The organism is Vibrio sp. TH_r3 (genome assembly GCF_033101115.1).
Taxonomy (GTDB): Bacteria; Pseudomonadota; Gammaproteobacteria; order Enterobacterales; family Vibrionaceae; genus Vibrio.
On sequence record NZ_JAWMPW010000016.1, the window covers coordinates 79,667 to 98,071 of the forward strand.

Consider the following 18,405-nt stretch of genomic DNA (forward strand, 5'->3'; position numbering starts at 1 on the left):
GCTCTCGCATTCTGCAATATTCACTCTGCCTATAGCTAAATTATAACTTTCGCCGTAATAGCATAATAGCAAAGACTAAAAACAATAAACTAGGCGCAACAGCACCAACCACTGGCGGTATTTGATAAACTAAACTCAAGGGTCCAAAAAATTCACTGGATATATAGAAGGTGAAACCAGCAATAATACCAGAAATAATTCTTGCCCCCATCGTCACCGTCCGTAGAGGTCCAAAAACGAAAGACAACGCCATTAACATCATTACAGCAATGGAAAGAGGTTGAGTTACTTTCCGCCAAAATGCCAACTCATATCTCGATGCATCTTGTTCGGACGCTTTAAGGTAATTAACATAATCATATATCCCTGATAGGGACAACTCTTCTGGTTTAACTGTGACAATCTCTAATTTGTCTGGCTCTATTGTTGATTTCCAATCGTAGGTTTTAAGCTTCTCTTTTGACAATTGTACATTATCTTTCATGTTCGTTAATTCGACATTTTTCATTTGCCATATATTGTCACCAACATAGTTCGCTCTTTTAGCATGAATAATTTTATTCAGGCTGTTATCGTTATCAAACTGCCAGACAGTCAATGCTTGCAACGATTCATCGTTAATACGCCCAATATATATGTAATTGTTCGCATCTTTCGCCCAAACACTACTGCGAACCGACACTATTGTTCCACCTGAAATAGACATTGCACGTGATTCTCTCGCCATTTTAATGGTTTGCGGTGAACCCCATTCACCCAAAGCCATTACCATAACCATCAATGGAATCGCGGTTTTTAAAACCGACAAACCAACATCTAGTTTTGAAAAACCAGACGCTTGCATTACGGTTAATTCTGAACTAGAAGCAAGCATTCCTAACGCAATCAATGCACCAAGTAATGTTGCCATAGGAAAGAACATTTCAATATCTCTTGGTACACCAAGTAATACAAAATAAAGTGCTTGAATTAGATCATAAGTACCGCGGCCAACTTTTCTTAGCTGTTCCACATACTTAATAATGCCAGACAACCCCACTAGAGTAGATAAAGTAAGGAAGGTGGTGGCAATAATCGTCCTACCTATGTAGAGATCTAGGATTTTAAACACGTTTAGCCAACCTTCTTTGTTTAAAATTATCTATAACACGCCTAACAGCAATACTGTCCATATAATTCAGAATGAGCCCAGCAAACAGCAAAGAAATATTAACCGGCCACATACCTATCAACACCGATAAACCGCCGCTCTCAATGCCCGATTTACTAGCACTAAGCGCAAGAAAATACGTCATATAAATCAATATTGCTGGCCCCATCTTAGCAAATCGTCCTTGGCGCGGATTGACTGAGGAAAGAGGTATAACGATAAGCGTTAACAATGGAATGCAAGCAAATAACGAGATACGCCACTGAAGCTCAGCTTGAGCTTTTCGTTCAGCGCTATTAAGCAAACTCAAAGTAGGCAGGTCATCCCAGTCTCGACCTTTCTCTTGTACTTCTCTTTGGCCAATTAATGCATCGTATTCTTCATAATCTGTGATCATATAATCCAGCCGACTTGGTATTCCTTCATACCGAGCACCATCATAGAGAGAAAGAATCTGCCTACCATCATCAAGTTCTTTAGCTAAACCCGAATCAGCAATCATCACACTCGGTCTCAGAGAATCTTTAGATACAACCTGAGCGACAAAAACATTGCTCAACTTTTTATCTTTCAAATCGCCAATAAAGACTACTGCCGACCCGTCTGGCGTTCGTTGAAATTGGCCTTTTTGTAGAAGATCAACACTATTATCTGCCGACAGTTGTTCCAGTGTTTCAGCACGCTTATCTAGCGCCCAAGGAGTTAACCATAAACTATTAAATGCGGCTAATCCCGAGGTAATTAGCGCCAAATAAAGCGCCGCTTGAACCAGAAATTTATTACCTATTCCTGTTGCATTCATAACGGTAATCTCACTTTCAGCGTATAACCGGCCAAAAGTAATCAAAATTCCGACAAAAATACTTAATGGCAAGATCATTCCTGCCATTGAAGGCATATTCAAAGCCACTAAGGTAATAATCAAGCTCGCAGGAATATCTCCATCAGAAGCTTGTGCAAGAATACTGATAAATTTCTGACTAAGAAAAACCAAAAAAAGTACGAAAAAAATCGCAATTTGGCTTTTGATTGTCTCTCGGATCAAATATCTGACAATAATCACGTTAAAAGACCCTATAGAAAACTTGTTTTTTTGCTTTAATCACTATAATTTCTCGATGAACCTTTTATTTTTCAAATTTAGACCAAATATTACTTAGGTTAATTCATTTTATTTTAGTTCAAATTAGAACAATGTAAGCAACGATTATCTAACATTTAGTTCTGTTTGTCTTTAACTTGTAGGAGTTTACATGGAGTTCAGTGTAAAAAGTGGCAGTCCAGAGAAACAACGTAGTGCATGTATTGTTGTGGGCGTATTCGAACCTCGCCGCCTTTCCCCTGTGGCAGAACAGCTTGATAAGATAAGTGACGGGTATATTAGCGCGTTACTTCGTCGTGGAGATCTTGAAGGGAAACCAGGGCAAGTTCTTCTTTTGCATCATGTACCCGGTGTTTTATCAGAACGAGTATTGTTAGTCGGTTGCGGAAAAGAACGTGAATTAGGTGAACGCCAATATAAAGAGATCATTCAAAAAACAATTAGCACATTGAATGAGACGGGCTCAATGGAAGCGGTGTGTTTTCTCACAGAACTTCACGTGAAGGGAAGAGATACTTATTGGAAAGTGCGTCAAGCCGTTGAATCAACTAAAGATGGACTATATATTTTTGACCAGTTCAAAAGTAATAAACCTGAAACACGTCGACCATTACGCAAGCTAGTTTTCAATGTACCAACGCGTCGAGAGTTAAATTTAGGTGAAAAAGCAATTAATCATGGTTTAGCCATAGCCTCTGGCGTTAAAGCTTCGAAAGACCTGGGCAATATGCCACCAAATGTTGCTAACCCAGCTTATTTAGCGTCACAAGCACGCCGCTTAGCGGATGATTATGAATCAATAACATCCAAGATCATTGGCGAAGCAGAAATGGAAAAACTGGGCATGACCTCGTACTTAGCCGTTGGTCGAGGATCTCGCAATGAATCGATGATGTCAGTGATGGAGTACAAAGGTAATCCTGATCCTGATGCCAAACCGATTGTTTTAGTTGGTAAAGGGTTAACGTTTGATTCTGGTGGTATTTCACTTAAACCAGGTGCTGGTATGGATGAAATGAAATACGACATGTGCGGTGCTGCATCGGTTTTTGGTACTATGAAAGCTCTTGCAAAATTGTCGTTGCCAATCAATGTCGTTGCTATTCTCGCTGGCTGTGAAAACATGCCAGGAAGTAATGCATACCGTCCAGGAGACATCCTCACCACAATGTCTGGGCAAACGGTAGAAGTTTTAAATACCGACGCTGAAGGACGCCTAGTACTTTGCGATGCTCTTACTTATGTTGAACGCTTTGAACCAGAATGTGTTGTCGATATCGCAACATTGACAGGTGCATGTGTTATGGCTCTTGGTCATCATATTAGCGGCTTAATGTCTAACCACAACCCACTTGCTCATGAATTAATTAATGCATCTGAACAAGCTGGCGATAGAGCATGGCGCTTGCCGATGGCGGACGAATATCACGAACAGTTACAAAGTCCATTTGCAGATATGCAAAATATTGGTGGGCGTCCAGCAGGAACGATAACCGCGGGTTGTTTTTTATCTCGTTTTGCAAAAAAATACAACTGGGCTCACCTTGACATTGCAGGTACGGCTTGGAAATCAGGCTCGGCTAAAGGTTCAACAGGTCGACCAGTATCGTTACTTGTTCAGTTTTTACTGAATCGTAGCGGCCAAGAAATTGAAGAGTAAGCATTTAATCTAAAAAAGGCCGAAAGGCCTTTTTTTAGATCTCACAATACAAATTTATAACTCTCATTTATGATTTTAGATACCAGCACTGTTTTTTGTTAAAATTCGACAATTGTTGTGTATGACAAAATACCGGCTTATTTCAAAAATGCCGGTTTATTTAGGCAATACTATTTTCAGGTTTACTGCGCATGAATACGGCTACTTTTTATATCGTTCAACCTGATTCTCCTCAATGTGACGAACTAGGATTTCAAGCCTATGTTTTATTTCTTCTAAAGCACTTTAGTGAACAAGGCGTCAAACTGTATGTTAATGCAGAAAATAAAGATGATTCATTATGTTGGGATGAACGATTATGGCAACAACAACCTAATCTATTTTTGGCACACAACTTAGTCGGTGAAGGGCCAAAAAATGGTACGTTAATCGAAATAGGCCACTCCGAATTAAAACCAAGTTGGAATCGTCAACTGGTGATTAATTTGGCGAAAGATCAGACAAACTTTGCCGGAACCTTTGCTCAAGTGATAGACTTTGTTCCTTATGATGAAAAAGCGAAGCAAAATGCCCGCGAAAGGTATAAAATTTATCGCCAAGCTGGATATCAAATGCAGACTATTGATATCAACTATCAACACTAATTTATGATTTTATGCGGTTATTATTTTTAAAATAAAAGCGACATAAAATTTTTATTTTTCGGAATCAACCAAAAGTACCCAGTTAACGACGCTATGGAAAAGACATACAACCCGCAATCAATTGAGCAGTCTCTATACCAAACATGGGAAGAGAAAGGCTATTTCAAGCCACACGGTGATACATCTAAAGAAGCTTATAGCATTATGATCCCGCCACCGAATGTAACCGGTAGCCTGCACATGGGACACGCCTTCCAAGATACTATCATGGATACCTTAATCCGTTGTGAACGTATGAAAGGTAAAAATACGTTATGGCAAGTTGGTACTGACCACGCTGGTATCGCAACCCAAATGGTTGTAGAGCGTAAGATAGCTGCTGAAGAAAACAAAACCAAACACGACTACGGTCGTGATGCGTTTATCGATAAAATTTGGCAATGGAAAGCAGAATCGGGTGGCACAATAACTCAACAACTACGTCGCTTAGGTGCTTCTGTAGATTGGGAACGTGAACGCTTCACTATGGATGATGGTTTGTCTGCTGCCACTCAAGAAGTCTTTGTTCGTTTATATGAAGAAGATTTGATCTATCGTGGCAAACGTCTGGTTAACTGGGATCCGAAGCTACATACCGCGATTTCAGATCTTGAAGTAGAAAACAAAGACAAAAAAGGTTTCATGTGGCATTTCCGTTATCCATTAGCCGATGGAGCAAAAACAGCGGATGGCAAAAATTATATTGTTGTAGCAACTACTCGTCCTGAAACCATGCTTGGTGATACAGGTGTTGCTGTCAACCCTGAAGATCCTCGTTATAAAGATCTCATTGGCCAGTTTGTTGAACTTCCTATTGTCGGACGCTTAATTCCTATTGTAGGCGATGAACATGCCGATATGGAGAAAGGTACTGGGTGTGTAAAAATCACTCCTGCTCATGATTTTAACGATTACGAAGTTGGTAAACGCAACAATCTAGCTATGATCAACATTTTCACGTTTAATGCTGAAATTCGCGATCAAGCAGAAGTTTTCACCGCTAACGGTGAAGAAAGCGACTTATTCAGCAGCGATCTCCCTGAAAAATACCACGGTATGGAACGTTTTGCTGCACGTAAAGCCATCGTTGCCGAATTTGAGCAACTTGGGTTGTTAGGCGAAATTAAAGACCATGACCTCACTATACCTTATGGCGACCGCGGTGGTGTCGTTATAGAACCAATGCTTACCGATCAATGGTATGTCCGCACTGCACCGCTTGCAGAGCCAGCAGTAAAAGCAGTTGAAGATGGTCAAATCCAATTCGTACCAAAACAATATGAAAATATGTATTTTGCGTGGATGCGAGACGTACAAGATTGGTGTATTTCTCGTCAGCTTTGGTGGGGACACAGAATACCAGCTTGGTATGACAATGAAGGAAAAGTTTACGTAGGCCGAACGGAAGAAGAGGTTCGCGAAAAACATAACCTTGCTCCAGTCGTTGTGCTTCGTCAAGATGATGATGTTTTAGATACTTGGTTTTCTTCCGCTCTTTGGACCTTTGGTACTCAAGGTTGGCCAGAAAATACAGAAGCAATGAAAACTTTCCATCCCTCAGAAGTCTTGGTATCAGGTTTCGATATCATCTTCTTCTGGGTTGCTCGTATGATCATGATGACAATGCACTTTATCAAAGACGATAATGGACAACCTCAAATTCCATTCAAGACCGTTTATATGACAGGTCTTATCCGCGATGAAAATGGCGATAAGATGTCAAAGTCTAAAGGTAATGTGCTTGATCCTATTGATATGATTGATGGTATTGGCCTTGAAGAGTTAGTAGAAAAGCGTTGTGGCAATATGATGCAACCAAAGCTAGCGGCTAAAATAGAAAAAAATACTCGTAAAACCTTTGAAGGTGGTATCGAACCATACGGAACCGATGCTCTTCGTTTCACTCTTGCTGCAATGGCATCGACTGGACGTGATATCAACTGGGATATGAAACGTCTAGAAGGTTACCGTAACTTCTGTAATAAATTATGGAATGCAAGTCGCTACGTATTAATGAATACCGAACAACAAAATTGCGCCACGCAATTATCGGAACAAGAAATCACTAATCTTGATTTCTCATTGGCTGATAAATGGATTGAATCCCAATTCCAACTTGCTGCCAAAGATTTTAATGCTCATATCGAAAACTACCGTTTAGATATGGCAGCGAACACCATCTATGAATTTATCTGGAATCAGTTCTGTGATTGGTATTTAGAGTTAACGAAACCTGTTCTATGGAAAGGTTCTGAAGCGCAACAAATGGCGACTCGCTACACGCTAATTACTGTGCTTGAGAAAACATTGCGTCTCGCTCACCCTATTATTCCATATATCACTGAATCTATTTGGCAAAGCGTAAAACCTATTGCCAATGTTGACGGTGAAACTATCATGACTCAAGCTTTACCTCAATTTGATGCTGATAGTTATGATGAAAAATCGGTTACTGATATTGAATGGGTTAAAAGCTTCATTTCTTCAATCCGTAACCTACGTGCAGAATATGATATTGCGCCAAGCAAGCCATTAGACGTCATGCTTAAACCTGCAGATGATACCGATACAAAACGTTTGCAAGATAACCTCACCGTTATCCTATCACTGGCAAAATTAGATAGCGTTCACGTTCTTAGCCAAGATGAAGAAACACCCGCTTGTGCAACTGCACTTGTGGCTAAATCTGAGCTACTAATACCAATGGCTGGTCTTATCGATAAAGATGTAGAATTGGCTCGATTAGATGCTGAAGTGAAAAAAATTGAAGGTGAAATAAAGCGCGTTAGCGGTAAGCTTAACAACCAAGGTTTTGTTGCCAAAGCACCAGAAGCAGTTGTGGCTAAAGAGCGTGAAAAACTCGAAGGCTATAAAGAGACGTTAGTGAAATTGGAAGAACAAAAAACAACAATAGCAGCACTTTAAACAGAATTGCTGAATTTAAAAAACGATAGCAACCTTTAATCATTCGCTATCGTTTAGAAAGTGGCGTTTAAACGTCACTAACAGCAAAAAATAAAAAAACGCTCGATGAAGTTCATCGAGCGTTTTTTTATTTTAACTAATCAATGAACCTGATTCATCGTTCAAACCTATCAAATTAATTATCATATTTATCTTGCCTAAATGATAATAATTATCAATACTATTTAGATGCTAAGAATTAATCTATTTTATTTGAGAGGATACAGCCATGATTAAAACAATGACATTTGCCAGCTTACATTTCACTATCGCCTTAACGGTTGCTTATATTTTAACTGGCGACTTTCTACTTGGTAGCTTGATCGCAATGATAGAACCAAGCGTGAATACTGTCGCTTTTTATTTTCACGAAAAAATATGGGCAACACTACCTTTCTTAAAAAGAAATGAAGATAAAACTCGCGTGAAAACAGCTAGTTTTGCATTCATCCATTTTAACGTTGCTTTCCTTGTGACATATCTTCTAACAGGTGATGCATTTATTGGGGGAGTAATGGCAACAATTGAACCGAGTATCAATACAGTCGCCTACTATTTTCATGAGAAAATCTGGCTTCGTAGACATGAATTAATGACCACCAGTGGAACAATAGCAATAAAAACTGCATAAATTAGTTATTACTGATACTACCACTTCTGATTCGCTTTCCTCTCTATTGACTTTATTAGGATATGAAATCATATTAGTTTTATATCCTATAAAAGTTTAATAATTATAATGAAAAAATTACAACTAAGAAAAGCCTCTAGAGATCTTGTTCGTAGCTTAGGTGCTTTAGAAACACACTATGGAAATTTTAGTTTACCGCCTGTTCAAGTTCACACTCTCGTAGAGTTAGGCCAGGAAAGGTTAACCATCAGCCAAATCGCCACAAAACTGAAAATTGACCGTTCTAATGCTCAGCGTACTCTTACTTCTTTAGCCAAACAGTTGCTTATTGAATCTATTACCAATCCGAATGATGCACGATGTCAATTGTATCGCTTAACGGAAAAAGGTCAGCAGATTTTAGACAGTATAGAGAGCTCAAGAAACAAACAAGTTCAAGCAGTTATCGACCAATTTGACAACGATGAACTCAACCTGATTGAATCAAGTTTAGCTAAGTATATTAAAGCCCTCTCCCTTTCTAATATTCAATGTAATTACAATATTCGCCCTATAGCACCAAGCGATAACGAGATAATTGCAACAATTATACGAGAAGTATCTTCTGAATATGGTTTGTCTGAAGACAAAGGGTTTAGCGTCGCCGATCCGACTCTTGATTCTCTTTATCAAGTATATGAAGCAGAAAAAAGCCAGTATTGGGTGTTAGAAAAACAAGGTAAAATCTATGGCGGTGCAGGTATCGCGCCAGTTGCTGGCGAAAGTGATATTTGCGAATTACAAAAGATGTATTTTCTTCCCGAAGCAAGAGGTAAAGGGCTAGCAAGAACGATCGCTGTAACATGTTTTAAACAAGCAAGGAAAATGGGATATTCGAAGATGTACCTCGAAACCACAAATGCCCTAGTAGAAGCCGTTGCTTTATATCAATCACTTGGTTTTGAGGTAATCGATGAGCCAATAGGGAATACTGGCCACACCGATTGTGAAATTAGGATGCTAAAAATATTATAAGTAAATGGGTAGGCAGGTTATAGATTGTCTTCAATCAACAGCATGCTTTAACCAACAATGACAATATCAGGGGTTCAAATTGTTTCACTATGAATAGGGTAATGCTCGGCATTACGGCTAGGATGTAGCCCGACTTGATGAGTATGCTTTTGCTCATCAAGTTCGACTTCGAGTAAATAGCAAAAGTTTTCTTTGGCTAACTTTGGGGCATCAATTTGAAAAAGTGCAGTGACATGATTAACCCGAACATCTAGTGGAATTTGATAAGTAACACCGTCAAATTTTATTGAGGCAGAAACCAGACCGGCAGCATATACCTTATAAAAAAGTGTCACCTTAAACTCACAACCACCACCATGATGCCAAATCTGCTCAGTAGTGACATAATCTAAGCGAACATTACGAATAAAATCTAAATAAGGTGTTTCCCATATCCCTAATCGATTATCGCGTTTGCGTGGCAACTGCCCACCTAGGGTACATATTTCATCATCTTCAAATAACCAATCGTCATCTTGATCTAAAAATAAGATTTCAATGCGATTTCGGCCTAAACGCAAATGTTGTTGAATATCTTTTCGATAGCACATTTCACTGCCATCACAATCGAACACAGCCTCGCCATTGACCCTTACCTCCGCATAATAGTCTACCCCTCCAATAACGAGGTCAACCACCGGAAATATAAGCATATTCTCAGTCACTTCAATATCATGCATTAAATGCCACTCTTGTTGTAAAATTTGCGACTCGGTTAAGTGACTTGGTAAAACTTGGCTAAAAGGCGCAGGAAAAGAGAGATCATCTTGCGGTAAAGATAGATCGGTTAAAGGTGATAGTTGCCAATGTCCTGAAAGGGGTAATTGCATAATATACTTGCGCTAGATCAATTTATTATAGTATACGTAATAAATTATCCGCAGCATATTCTTCTCTCTGGAATAGTAGAATAGAGACCCATAAAATTTTGATCTCCATTCCAAATAGTTTAACTAAATATTAGTTATTGGCATAACTTAAACTGGGCAATTAATTGGCTTTGTTCCGACGATAATTGATTGAGAGATTCACTATTTTGTGCCGCCTCTTTTGCATCATCTGCGATACTCAACGTCATATCCGATATCTGTACAATATTTTTTGCTACATCTTGTGCTACTGCTGTTTGTTGTTCAGAGGCAGTGGCAATAGAACGACTCATTTCGTTAATATGCGTTAAACGCGCTAGCATATCTTCTAAAGATTCATTGGTTTCATTCGTTTGTTTAACTGATTGCTCTGCATGGACTAAATTATTTTCAACAATACCCACCGCTTGATCTGCTTTTTCTTGCAAAGTATCTATCATCACACCAATCTCATTGGCTGATTGTTGCGTTCTGTTTGCAAGTGAACGAACTTCATCAGCAACGACAGCAAACCCTCGTCCATGCTCTCCAGCACGAGCAGCTTCAATGGCCGCATTCAAAGCCAACAGGTTAGTTTGCTCCGAAATAGATTGTATAACGGTTAATATTGCGCCTATTTGCTGGCTTTGACTAGACAATTGACCAATGACTTGTGTTGCTTCATCAAGTGAATCTTGTAAACGCCCAACAAAACGCAAGTTCTTTTGCATATTATCCATATTAGAATGTGCTTGTAAGGTCACTTGATCGACTTCATTGCTCGATTGTGCCGCATGAGAAGCCACTTCGTTAATAGCTTGCTCCATTTCTGTTACCGCAGCGGCTATTGAATCTGTTTGTTTACTCTGTTCAGACACTCTTTGATTGGTCTTTTGACTCATTGCATGACTTTCATCAGCAACGCCACTTACTGTTTGTGCTGAGGATTGAATTTGTGAAATTAAACCACTCAACTTATCCCCTAAACTGTTTACATTTTCTGCAATTAATCCCAATTCAGACTGATAGTTTTGGTTGATTTTATGAGTTAAATCTCCATTTGCTAGCTTATCAATCGCTAGCATAATATCGGACAAAGGCTGTTTGATTGAACGAACAACGGTGACAGTAATAATGATTGCAAATAAAATCGAAATAACGGTCAGCGCTATATTCAAAATAAATAGATCGGATGATTCTTGTTGCGCATTTTTAAGAGCCGATTCAGATATGGCTCGAATCTTTGCACTGATATCGCCAGACTGATAAATTAATTGATCGACCTCTTGTGCAATTTTTGCCAGTAGTGCGATGCTTGTTTCATTTAGTTCAATATATTTAATGTGCTGCTGTAATAAGCCTTTTTCATTAGTAATATTAAATTCAAGTAAATCACGATACAAAGCAATTGAACTTTCAGAGTTTGGCATTGCTTTTAAAATCGAGTCTACCTTGCCATTAAACCCTTTTAAATGAGCTAATAACTCAGTCTTTGGCGCTTCGATACCCTCTTTACTGTTCACCGTTAGCACTTTTTGCAAATAATCCGCAGCACTTTTCCCTTGTATGAACAAGTATTCAAGATCCCAAGCAGACTGTTGATTATCGTCTGCTTTGGCGCTCGCGATCAAATCATTAATATCCGACTCAAAAAATAACCATTCATCGTCAAACTTTGTAAGTTCACTAGTGGAAACCGACCGGGCAAGAACTCTTCTATCATGCAAATTTAAATGCTCGGAAGCATCGTCTAAGAATACATTTGCTCTGTCATTTAACTCGGTTAGCTGATTGGCGATATTTGGATAGTTATCAAGCTCTGATTCAAACAGTGATACGGTTTCAAAGTAAGCTTGCTTCGCCACATTTAATTCCGACCGCAATACTGCTCTCTGCTCTTCTTGGTTATTATTCGCATGAACTAACATCGAACGATTAACGTTTTGCAAATGCTGACCAAGAACATTTGAGCGATCAAGTAACCCCGTTAATGTTGAAGCCGTAAGCTTCAGCTGTTGTGACATATTTACTTGGGAAAAATAAGCAGACGTACTAATTGCTAGTGCAAAGAGTGTAATGGTAATAAATCCCAGCCTAATTCGCTGAATTAAAGATAAGTGCATGAAAAACCTCGTCGCGATAAAAGCAATAAACAATAACAATCCATTGTTATCTGATATCTTATATCGGCATACATTAAAGATAGTTTAGTAAAATTTACAAATTAAAGATCATTTATAAACCCAGAAAATACTCTTAATTATATATAACACTAAATACACTGAAAACAACAATAAATGCGTTAAAAAAGCAGTAAATATACGGAAATAAACTATAAATGTATTAAAGGTAAGCAATAAAAAAGGGCACTAAAGCACCCTTAAAAATAGGAGAATTAATTATTATTGATCTTCTTCTTCTTCCTCATAATCGGCATCATCACCTTCATAGAAGGTTCCCCAGCCATCATAAATGATGTCATATTTTTCCGCTAATTCGACTAATTTAGCAACTTGTTCATCTATTGCCTCAGCATTTAAGGCTGATTCCATTGTAGCATCACAGCAAAGTAATCGGTTACCATCTTCATCTTCTGTTTCTTCCGCTTCTAAAACTTCAAATCCCATTTTAAACGCTTCAACCACCGCTTTTTCTAATGTTTCAAAGTTCTCAGCAAATAGATGATGTTCGATATCATATAGTGCATCCGGATCACTTCCATCTTGCAAAAGAGCGTCAATAATCTGCCTTGTATCTTCTTTTTGAATTTCAATGAGTGCTTCAACAGATAGGTATTCATCTTCGTGAGACATATATGTACTCCAGATAGTAAATGAGCTAGTTAAAAATAAGGTCGTTAAGTTGCCGTGAAATATGTCACGGATCGACCTTAAATGCCACCTCGAATCATAGCTTGATGATGATCTATTTGCTAAGCACACTCTATTTTCACTTCTAGCGGCAATATTCAGAACAAAATCATGTTTATTCTATTTAATACTAATGAACAAAAACTGCGTTAATATGATTATTCAAAACAAATCTTTCATATAGCCACACCGCACAAGAAAATTATTTTTTTTCTTTAAAATCAATAAGTAAAATATTTAACTTGTAAAATAACTGACATACTCAGTATTTTTTTTTAGCATAATCAATCAAATTAACCTTTCGCTAGTAAAAGGATAAAATTTTATTTATTGATAAAAAAATAAAATTATAAGAATTAAAAACCAAAAAAATAATTATAGACAATATTTAAAGTTACCCGTTAAATTTGCAACTTATCTAGAAGCTTGTCATAAAGACAGGATAATAATTGTTGTAAGGATACAAAATGAACCAGTTGTACGTGGGCTCAGAAGTAGGTCAACTACGTAGAGTGCTATTAAACCGACCAGAAAGAGCACTCACCCACCTAACGCCATCGAACTGTCAGGATTTACTATTCGATGATGTTCTTGCTGTTGAGGCTGCGGGAGAAGAGCATGATATTTTTGCTAAAACACTACGAGACCAAGATGTTGAAGTTCTGCTTTTACATAATCTTTTAGTTGACACTCTTGCAATCGAGCAAGCAAAAACTTGGCTTTTACTTAACCAAATTTCTGATTTCAGGTATGGGCCAACATTCGCCAAAGATCTAAGAAACTATTTAGCGGAAATGGATAATGAACACTTAGCAACCATTCTACTAGGTGGATTAGCTTATTCTGAATTGCCGATTCAGTCATCTTCCATTTTGCCTAAGATGAACAAGGCTCTTGACTTTGTTATTGAGCCACTCCCAAACCATTTATTTACTCGTGATACATCCTGTTGGATCTACGGAGGTGTCTCACTCAATCCAATGATGAAAGCTGCACGTCAAAGAGAGACGAACCATTTAAGAGCGATATATCGTTGGCATCCCATTTTTGCAGGAAGTGATTTTATCAACTACTTTGGCGACCAAGATCTACATTACGATAACGCTAACATAGAAGGAGGCGATGTACTGGTTATAGGCAAAGGTTCGGTACTTATTGGTATGTCGGAACGAACCACAGTACAAGGGGTTGAAAATTTAGCTGCCAACCTATTTAGATCGGGCCAAGCAAAGCAAGTTATTGCGCTAAATTTACCCAAACATCGATCTTGTATGCATCTAGATACCGTAATGACTCATATAGATGTGGATACATTTTCCGTTTACCCAGAAATTATCAATGATAAGTTAGAAACATGGTCTCTTACAGCCAAAAATGATGGGGGAATGCACGTTCGTCAACTACCTAATTATATTACCGCACTAGAATCGGCATTAGACGTTGATCAACTCAAGTTAATCACAACAGGTGGCGACAATTACGAAGCAGAGCGAGAGCAGTGGAATGACGCTAACAATGTGCTTACCGTGAAACCAGGAGTGGTGATTGGCTATGAACGAAATGTTTACACCAATGAAAAATATGACAAAGCAGGTATCAGCGTACTGAGCATTCCTGGCAACGAGTTAGGTCGAGGTCGTGGAGGCGCTAGATGTATGAGTTGCCCAATAGAAAGAGACAATATTTAACCGTTCCTAATTATTCAGCTTAGCAAGCTACTTCTGTCTGTTTAAGCACTTTATTGCTTTACATTAAAAAAGAGGTTGGTATTTGATACCAACCTCTTTTTATTAACATAACGCACACCAACGCAATATCCTCTGTCTCATTATTTATCCAATTTCTAACTTGCTTTTCAAGACTAAAGCCTTGCCAGAAGCATATATTATTGCAAAATTTAAGAATATTTATTCACTTTTACCTCGTAATACGTTACATATAGGCAATTGAAGTGAGCTGTCTATATAAAATCATCTTAGTTAAGCCACTTCCATTCAAATTTTTAAGGGGGAACTATAATGGCTTTTAATCTTCGTAACCGTAACTTTCTAAAATTATTGGACTTTACACCGAGAGAAATTCAATATCTTTTAGAATTATCTGCCGATCTAAAGAAAGCTAAATATAGTGGTTATGAACAACCCCGCTTAAGTGGTAAAAATATTGCTTTAATTTTTGAGAAGTCATCCACTCGTACTCGATGTGCATTTGAAGTAGCCGCTTATGATCAGGGCGCACAAGTCTCCTATATTGGTCCATCCGGATCACAAATTGGCCACAAAGAATCAATGAAAGATACGGCTCGCGTATTAGGTCGAATGTACGATGGCATTGAATATCGTGGTTTTGGTCAAGAGATTGTCGAAGTGCTTGGCGAAAATGCTGGTGTACCAGTTTGGAATGGACTGACTAACGAGTTCCACCCAACCCAGATTCTTGCCGATTTTTTAACGATGTTAGAACATGGTCGTGGTAAAAAATTACATGAAATGACTTTTGCCTACCTAGGCGATGCTCGTAATAATATGGGTAACTCTCTTTTAGTTGGTGCTGCAAAAATGGGGATGGATATTAGATTAATAGCACCAAAACAATTCTGGCCTGAACAGAAACTTGTAGAACAATGTAAAAAAATTGCTCTCCAAACCGGCGCATCAATTACCTTAACCGAAAATGTTCAACAAGGTGTTAAGGATTGTGATTATTTATATACTGATGTTTGGGTTTCTATGGGCGAATCGGAACAAGCTTGGGAAGATCGCGTAAAATTAATGACGCCTTATCAAATCAATATGGACACCATCGAAGCTACCGGTAATCCACAGGTTAAGTTTATGCATTGTCTCCCTGCCTTCCATAATGATGAAACCACTATTGGTAAAAAAATTGCTGAAAAGTATGGTATGTCAGGACTAGAAGTTACAGAGGATGTATTTGAATCCGACTATTCTATTGTCTTTGATGAAGCAGAAAACCGTATGCATACAATCAAGGCAGTGATGGTTGCTACCCTCGGTCAATAAACATAATAACTATTGTTCAACTCTCCCAGTTCAATAAGCCAAAGCGAATAAATTCGAGCTTATTGGACTGTACAAATTAAAACTCAACCACTTGATATAAAAAGAAATAACAACAAAAAAGACTAATCAAAAACATCAATGTAATGCATTTCACAAACATTCCACGTAATCGCTTGCGTTCACATAAAAGCCGAGTATAATTGCCGCAATTTATCGAAATAGAGATAGAAAATGGCCGTTATTACTGTTAAATGTCAGGTAATCAACCGACTTGTATCGGTGCTATATTCTTTTCTATTTCTACTATTTTTGAATTAGCCTCCTTAATTAAGGGGGCTTTTTTTTGCATGAAAAAAGTCAAAAAAAGATTTCTACCAACCTTAGAGGGAAGAGCATCATGGCGAATTCGCTGTTTAATAAACACATTATTTCCATCCCAGAGCTTGAACGGAATGAACTAGAACTCATTGTAGAAACAGCTGGCCAATTAAAATCGAAACCTAACCCAGAATTACTAAAAAATAAAATCGTCGCAAGCTGTTTTTTTGAACCCTCTACCCGTACTCGCCTCTCATTTGAAACGGCGGTTCAACGTTTAGGTGGAACCGTTGTTGGTTTTGATAATGCGGGTAATACATCATTAGCAAAAAAAGGGGAAACATTGGCTGATTCTGTACAAGTCATTTCATCCTATGTTGATGCTTTTGTTATGCGCCACCCTCAAGAAGGTGCGGCTAGACTCGCTTCTGAGTTCTCCAACGATATTCCAGTTATCAATGGTGGAGATGGCGCAAATCAACACCCGACACAAACCTTACTGGACTTATTCTCAATCTATGAAACTCAAGGTAGATTAGACAACCTTAATATCGCGTTTGTCGGTGACTTAAAATATGGTCGTACGGTGCATTCACTCACTCAAGCGTTAGCGAAGTTTGATAATAATCGATTCTTTTTTATCGCTCCAGAAGCACTCGCTATGCCAGATTATATCTGTGAAGAGTTGGACGAAGCCAAAATACCCTATAGCTTGCATATCGAGATGGATCAAGTCATACCGGAACTCGACATTCTTTACATGACTCGAGTTCAAAAAGAGCGATTTGATGAATCTGAATACGTACATATAAAATCAGCATTTATTCTTTCAGCTAACCAACTTTCTACAGCACGAGACAATATGAAAGTTCTGCACCCATTACCACGAGTAGATGAAATAACCACCGACGTTGACGCAACCAAACACGCTTACTATTTTCAACAAGCTGAAAATGGTGTTTATGCGCGTCAAGCCCTACTAGCATTAGTTCTGAATAACGATCTTTAAGCGAGGCATAAAAAATGGTAAACAAAGCACAACTGCAAGTAGAAGCAATTAAAAATGGTTCCGTTATCGACCATATTCCTGCTCATGTAGGCATTAAAGTTCTCAAATTATTTCAGATGCATAAAAGCGAACAACGCATTACTATGGGACTAAACCTACCATCATCGGCATTAGGCGCCAAAGATCTGATTAAAGTTGAAAATGTTTATATTTCGGAAGAGCAAGCAAATCAACTCGCGCTGTACGCACCGCAAGCAACGGTAAATCAAATTGAAGATTACGAGGTCATTAAAAAATTAACCCTCTCTCTTCCTGATAAAATAGAAGCTATATTCTCTTGTCCAAACAGTAACTGTATCAGTCATGGCGAACCCGTTGATAGTAGCTTTAATGTCATTAAGAAAGCCGAAAAAATTCAGTTGAGATGCAAATATTGCGAGAAAGTATTCTCTCGTGAAATCGTCACCGAGAGAAGCTAACAACTAAGAATGGTTTAAAATAGGGCACAGTAACGCTATAGAATTATTCCTAGCAACAAAAGCTTTGACGAAGCCTAACCGATTATTGCAGACTAATGCCTTCACATAGAACAACAATATAAGAAATATAAAGGATATAAAATGACTAAAGTACTTCATACTGAACAAGCACCTGCCGCTATTGGTCCTTATGTTCAAGGTGTCGATCTGGGTAATATGGTAATGACTTCAGGGCAAATCCCAGTGATACCTGCTACCGGAGAGATTGTTTCAGATGATATTGCCAAGCAAGCTCGCCAATCCTTAAATAATGTGAAAGCCGTTGTTGAGTCTTCTGGTTTATCCGTCTCTAACATTGTTAAAATGACTGTTTTTGTTAAAGATCTCAATGATTTTGCTGCAGTTAATGAAGTTTATGGGCGATTTTTTGATGAACATAAAGTGGCCAACTATCCTGCTCGCTCTTGTGTGGAAGTCGCTCGTCTGCCTAAAGATGTCAAAATTGAAATTGAAGCTATTGCGGTACGTTAAGATCCAACACTCTAATGACTCGCTAAAACATAACGCTTGGATAGAATTAAAGTGCCAATAAAAAATAAAGAGTGCTAAGTGCAC

15 protein-coding genes are annotated in these 18,405 nt (G+C 38.3%); 10 read left to right on the forward strand and 5 right to left on the reverse strand.

The annotated features are described in order from the left end of the window. Positions 1 to 40: 40 nt before the first annotated feature. Entirely contained in the window at positions 41 to 1,111 is a 1,071-nt protein-coding gene (lptG, locus tag R3X26_RS13445) for an LPS export ABC transporter permease LptG (protein ID WP_317717847.1), read from the reverse strand. Beyond that, positions 1,104 to 2,213, reverse strand: a complete 1,110-nt coding sequence (gene lptF / locus R3X26_RS13450) for an LPS export ABC transporter permease LptF (protein WP_317717848.1) — start codon at positions 2,211 to 2,213, stop codon at positions 1,104 to 1,106. The genes lptG and lptF overlap by 8 nt, the downstream gene beginning before the upstream one ends. A gap of 190 nt (positions 2,214 to 2,403) precedes the next feature. Here lptF and pepA point away from each other — a divergent pair, with 190 nt between their 5' ends. From pepA to R3X26_RS13475, 5 genes are all read left to right on the forward strand, one after another. Then, a complete protein-coding gene (gene pepA / locus R3X26_RS13455) occupies positions 2,404 to 3,912 on the forward strand; it encodes a leucyl aminopeptidase (protein WP_317717849.1) in 1,509 nt (502 codons plus the stop codon). A gap of 191 nt (positions 3,913 to 4,103) precedes the next feature. Further along, entirely contained in the window at positions 4,104 to 4,556 is a 453-nt protein-coding gene (locus tag R3X26_RS13460; RefSeq protein ID WP_317717850.1) for a DNA polymerase III subunit chi, read from the forward strand. A 93-nt stretch (positions 4,557 to 4,649) separates the two neighbouring features. Beyond that, positions 4,650 to 7,520 (forward strand): valine--tRNA ligase, encoded by a 2,871-nt coding sequence (locus tag R3X26_RS13465; protein WP_317717851.1) that lies wholly within the window; start codon positions 4,650 to 4,652, stop codon positions 7,518 to 7,520. Between the two features lie 268 nt (positions 7,521 to 7,788). Continuing rightward, positions 7,789 to 8,190: a DUF2061 domain-containing protein gene (locus R3X26_RS13470; protein WP_317717852.1), complete on the forward strand. Its 402-nt coding sequence runs from the start codon at positions 7,789 to 7,791 to the stop codon at positions 8,188 to 8,190. Positions 8,191 to 8,298: 108 nt separating this feature from the next. Next, complete coding sequence (locus tag R3X26_RS13475) at positions 8,299 to 9,204, forward strand: bifunctional helix-turn-helix transcriptional regulator/GNAT family N-acetyltransferase (RefSeq protein ID WP_317717853.1); 906 nt, start codon at positions 8,299 to 8,301, stop codon at positions 9,202 to 9,204. A 74-nt stretch (positions 9,205 to 9,278) separates the two neighbouring features. Here R3X26_RS13475 and R3X26_RS13480 read toward each other — a convergent pair whose 3' ends face one another. From R3X26_RS13480 to rraB, 3 genes are all read right to left on the reverse strand, one after another. Further along, positions 9,279 to 10,073, reverse strand: a complete 795-nt coding sequence (locus R3X26_RS13480; protein WP_317717854.1) for a glycosyl hydrolase 2 galactose-binding domain-containing protein — start codon at positions 10,071 to 10,073, stop codon at positions 9,279 to 9,281. Between the two features lie 134 nt (positions 10,074 to 10,207). Continuing rightward, a complete protein-coding gene (locus tag R3X26_RS13485) occupies positions 10,208 to 12,214 on the reverse strand; it encodes a methyl-accepting chemotaxis protein (protein WP_317717855.1) in 2,007 nt (668 codons plus the stop codon). Between the two features lie 279 nt (positions 12,215 to 12,493). Then, positions 12,494 to 12,904 carry a ribonuclease E inhibitor RraB gene (gene rraB / locus R3X26_RS13490; RefSeq protein WP_317717856.1) on the reverse strand — a complete coding sequence of 137 codons (411 nt, stop codon included), beginning with the start codon at positions 12,902 to 12,904 and terminating at the stop codon, positions 12,494 to 12,496. Between the two features lie 524 nt (positions 12,905 to 13,428). Here rraB and arcA point away from each other — a divergent pair. From arcA to R3X26_RS13515, 5 genes are all read left to right on the forward strand, one after another. Then, positions 13,429 to 14,649: an arginine deiminase gene (arcA, locus tag R3X26_RS13495; protein WP_317717857.1), complete on the forward strand. Its 1,221-nt coding sequence runs from the start codon at positions 13,429 to 13,431 to the stop codon at positions 14,647 to 14,649. Between the two features lie 330 nt (positions 14,650 to 14,979). Then, the gene (argF, locus tag R3X26_RS13500; RefSeq protein WP_317717858.1) at positions 14,980 to 15,984 is read left to right on the forward strand and encodes an ornithine carbamoyltransferase; all 1,005 of its coding nucleotides are present in this window, start codon (positions 14,980 to 14,982) and stop codon (positions 15,982 to 15,984) included. A gap of 397 nt (positions 15,985 to 16,381) precedes the next feature. After that, positions 16,382 to 17,311: an aspartate carbamoyltransferase gene (gene pyrB, locus R3X26_RS13505; protein WP_317717859.1), complete on the forward strand. Its 930-nt coding sequence runs from the start codon at positions 16,382 to 16,384 to the stop codon at positions 17,309 to 17,311. Positions 17,312 to 17,325: 14 nt separating this feature from the next. Further along, positions 17,326 to 17,790, forward strand: a complete 465-nt coding sequence (gene pyrI / locus R3X26_RS13510; RefSeq protein WP_317717860.1) for an aspartate carbamoyltransferase regulatory subunit — start codon at positions 17,326 to 17,328, stop codon at positions 17,788 to 17,790. 141 nt (positions 17,791 to 17,931) lie between these two features. Then, positions 17,932 to 18,321, forward strand: coding sequence for a RidA family protein (locus tag R3X26_RS13515; protein WP_317717861.1), 390 nt, complete (start codon positions 17,932 to 17,934; stop codon positions 18,319 to 18,321). Positions 18,322 to 18,405: the final 84 nt, after the last annotated feature.